This window comes from Hymenobacter agri (genome assembly GCF_054778495.1).
Window position 1 is genome coordinate 1 of sequence record NZ_BAAGZM010000494.1, and the last position, 3,281, is coordinate 3,281.

The 3,281-nt window shown below is 64.2% G+C and carries 5 protein-coding genes; all 5 read left to right on the forward strand.

Annotation, left to right across the window (positions count from 1 at the left end):
- Nucleotides 1-391, forward strand: a 391-nt coding sequence (locus ACYVDE_RS18215; RefSeq protein ID WP_460502978.1) for a HEAT repeat domain-containing protein, incomplete at its 5' end; no start/stop codon positions are given.
- Between the two features lie 106 nt (nt 392-497).
- Nucleotides 498-1,268, forward strand: a complete 771-nt coding sequence (locus tag ACYVDE_RS18220) for a DUF4097 family beta strand repeat-containing protein (RefSeq protein ID WP_460502979.1) — start codon at nt 498-500, stop codon at nt 1,266-1,268.
- Between the two features lie 71 nt (nt 1,269-1,339).
- Nucleotides 1,340-2,038, forward strand: coding sequence for a DUF4097 family beta strand repeat-containing protein (locus ACYVDE_RS18225; protein WP_460502980.1), 699 nt, complete (start codon nt 1,340-1,342; stop codon nt 2,036-2,038).
- A gap of 180 nt (nt 2,039-2,218) precedes the next feature.
- Entirely contained in the window at nt 2,219-3,007 is a 789-nt protein-coding gene (locus tag ACYVDE_RS18230) for a HipA family kinase (protein WP_460502981.1), read from the forward strand.
- Nucleotides 2,985-3,281, forward strand: a 297-nt coding sequence (locus ACYVDE_RS18235) for a DUF3037 domain-containing protein (RefSeq protein WP_460502982.1), incomplete at its 3' end; no start/stop codon positions are given. The genes ACYVDE_RS18230 and ACYVDE_RS18235, both read left to right, overlap by 23 nt.

Sequence of the window (3,281 nt, forward strand, 5' to 3'; positions counted from 1 at the left end):
GCTGGCTGTGGCCCTGAGCAACGACAGCGGCCACGCGGTATCGGCCAGCAGCCGGATTGCGCTGGTGGCCAACGCCCCCAAAACCGCCGAGCCCGACGACGCCACGGTGCAGGTGCTGCTCAATACGCTCAACCTCGACCCCAACCCCAACGTGCGGCTGGCGGCCTGCGAAGCCCTCTACCGTCTGCGCGATGCCCCCGGCGTACGTGAGGGCCTGGCCAACTCGCTGCCCATCCAAACCGACCCCAACGTGCAGATTGCGCTGATTGACATGGTGGTATCGCTGCGCGTGCACCGCGCGGTGCCCCAGCTGCAGCGCCTCGCCAAGCGCCCCGACGCCCTGCCCGTGGTGCGCGCCCAGGCCGAAGCCGGCATTGGCAAACTCATTTAATTCTAACTCTCATTCCGACAATCCTGAATCTTCTCCGCTTGCCTGCGCAGCTGGGCCGCAATACCGGAACGGGACGTCATTTCATTCGATTTACGCTTTTTCACTCATGCATAAACTAGTGTTATTAACGCTGACGGGCTTGTTGCTCGCTGCATCGGGCCACGCCCAGGAATTCAAAACCCGCCTCACCAGCAAAAGCCCCAAAATCGTCATCGACATGCAGGGCAACGACGTGACGGTGGAAGGCATCGACGGTGATGAGCTCGTCATCAAGGGCGATGGCTATGAGGAGCCGCCCAAGCGCGCCGACGGCCTGCGCCCGATGTACAACACGGCCATCGACAACACCCGCCTGGGGCTGGCCGTGACGCAGGAAGGCGGCGTGGTGCGCATTGCGCAAGCCACGCGCCGCTCGGCCAGCTACGTTATTCGGGTGCCGCGTGCTTCGGCCGTGCAGTACAAGCAGGCCGGCTGGCAGGGCAGCGGCGACGTGAGCGTGCGCGACGTGAGCGGCGACCTCGAAGTGAGCATGACCAGCGGCGACATTAAGCTGACCAACGTGGCCGGCCCCGTGGTGGCCAACACCGTGAGCGGCGACGTAACGGTGCGCTTCACGCCGCTGCGCCAGGGCCCCAGCTCCATCTCGACGGTGAGCGGCGACGTGGACATTAGCCTGCCCACCAGCACCAAGGCCAACCTGCGCATGCGCTCCATCTCGGGCGAGGTTTACACCGATTTCGACATGAGCTTGGCCGGTAAGCAGGACGGCATGCAGCACGTCGGCGGCCAGGTGGTGGATGGCAGCATCAACGGCGGCGGCAATGTGCTGTCGCTCAAAACGGTGAGCGGCGATATTTTCGTGCGCAAAGCCAAATAAACAGCGCGGCGGGCGCGTTGGAGCCGGGCCCGCCATGCTCATTCCTTCTCACTTTTTTCTTGCCCAATCCCATGCCTCGCTTTTTACTTCTGTTGCTCGCAATAGCCGTGGCCGGGCCGGCCGCCGCCCAAAAAATTATTGAGAAAACCGCCCCCGTAACGGCCGGCCAGCGCGTGTTTCTCGACCTGCGCCAGGCCACCAGCATCCGCGTGCGCACTGGCGCGCCGGGCCAGATGGCGCTGAAAGCCACCGTCAGCATCAACCAGAACCGCCTGAACGACGCCTTGCAGCTGACCGTGGCTCCCGCCGCCGACCAGCTGCGCGTCACGGCCGATTTCGATAAGGAAATGCTGAAACAGGCGAAAGCCGGCGACTGCACCGGCTACGACGACCACGGCCACGGCCGCAACATGTGGTATGGCCGGCAGGTGTGCGACGACATTGCTTACGAAATCACGCTGCCTGCCGACGTGGCCCTGCGCGTGTTCACCTACAGCGGCAACGTGGACATTGTAGGTTTCAGCAACGCCATCGAAGCCAAGTCGTTGAGCGGCTTTATCGACGTGAGCTGGCCCGATACCAAGGGCGCCGAGCTGTCGCTAAAAACCCTGAACGGCGAAGTGTACACCGACCAGGACATCGCATTCAGCACGGCGCTGCGCCGCAATCCCGATTTTGGCTACTGGCTGCAAGGCACGCTCAAAGGCAGCGGCCCGGTGGTGAAGCTGGAGTCCATCAGCAACGACGTGTATTTCCGCAAGCGGAAGTAGGGGCGGGGCGGAGGAGTATCGGAAGGGCGGAATATCATTCAAACAGAACGTCATGCAGAGCGCAGCGAAGCATCTCGCGCGTGGTAGTAAATCCAATCGTCAGGATTACTGCTACACGCGAGATGCTTCGCTGCGCTCTACATGACGTTCTTTGTGTTCGATTCGTAATCCTCCCTGCCCATGCCCGAACCCTTTGAACTCCGCACCGTGGCCGTGACGCGCTACGTGACGCCGCTGCGCGAGGGCGGCTCGCTGCCGGCCCTGGTCGAGGCCGACGACGGCTTTCTCTACGTGGTGAAATTCCGGGGCGCGGGGCAGGGCGTGAAGGCGCTGATTGCCGAGTTGATTGTGGGCGAAATAGCCCGCGTATTGGGCCTGCGCGTGCCCGAGCTCGTGTTTTGCGAGCTCGACGAGTGCTTCGGCCGCACCGAGCCCGACGAAGAAATTCAGGACCTGCTGCAGGCCAGCACCGGCCGCAACCTGGCGCTGCACTACCTCTCCGGCGCCATCACCTATGATGCGCTGGTGACCACCGTGGAGCCCGGCCTGGCCTCGCTCATCGTGTGGCTCGATGCCCTGACGCTGAACGTGGACCGCACCGCCCGCAACACCAACATGCTGATGTGGCACAAGGAGCTGTGGCTGATTGACCACGGCGCGGCCCTCTACGTGCACCACGCCGGCCCTGAGTGGGCCGCGCCGCGCCCGCGCCCCTTCCCCCAGATTAAAACCCACGTGCTATTGCCCCAGGCTACCGAGCTGGCGGCGGCCGATGCGCTGGGCCACGCCCGCCTCACGCCCGAAGTCATTCGCGGCATTGTGGCGCTGGTGCCCGACGAATGGCTAACCCACGCTGCCGGCACGCCCGCCGAGGAGCGCGCCGCTTACGCCGCGTTTCTCGAAAACCGGCTGGCGCAGTCGGCCACGTTTATTCAGGAAATAGAAGATGCCCGCCATGCACGTATTTGAGTACGCCGTGCTGCGGGTGGTGCCCCGCGTGGAGCGCGAAGAGTTTTTGAACGTGGGCGTGGTGCTGTATTGCCGCGGCCTGGGCTTTTTGCAGGTGCGCTGGCAGTTGCCCGAAGCCCGCTTGCACGCCTTCGCCCCAACCCTCGACCAGGCCGAAGTAGCCGCCCGCCTACGGGCCTTCGAGCAAATCTGCCAGGGCCGGGCCGCCGGCGGCGTTATTGGGCAGCTGCCGGTGGCCGAGCGATTCCGCTGGCTCACGGCCACGCGCAGCACG

Bases quoted from the DNA above. Each gene is read 5' to 3' on its own strand.
- ACYVDE_RS18225 (WP_460502980.1), top strand. From the start codon at position 1,340: ATGCCTCGCTTTTTACTTCTGTTGCTCGCAATAGCCGTGGCCGGGCCG.
- ACYVDE_RS18220 (WP_460502979.1), top strand. From the start codon at position 498: ATGCATAAACTAGTGTTATTAACGCTGACGGGCTTGTTGCTCGCTGCA.
- ACYVDE_RS18230 (WP_460502981.1), top strand. From the start codon at position 2,219: ATGCCCGAACCCTTTGAACTCCGCACCGTGGCCGTGACGCGCTACGTG.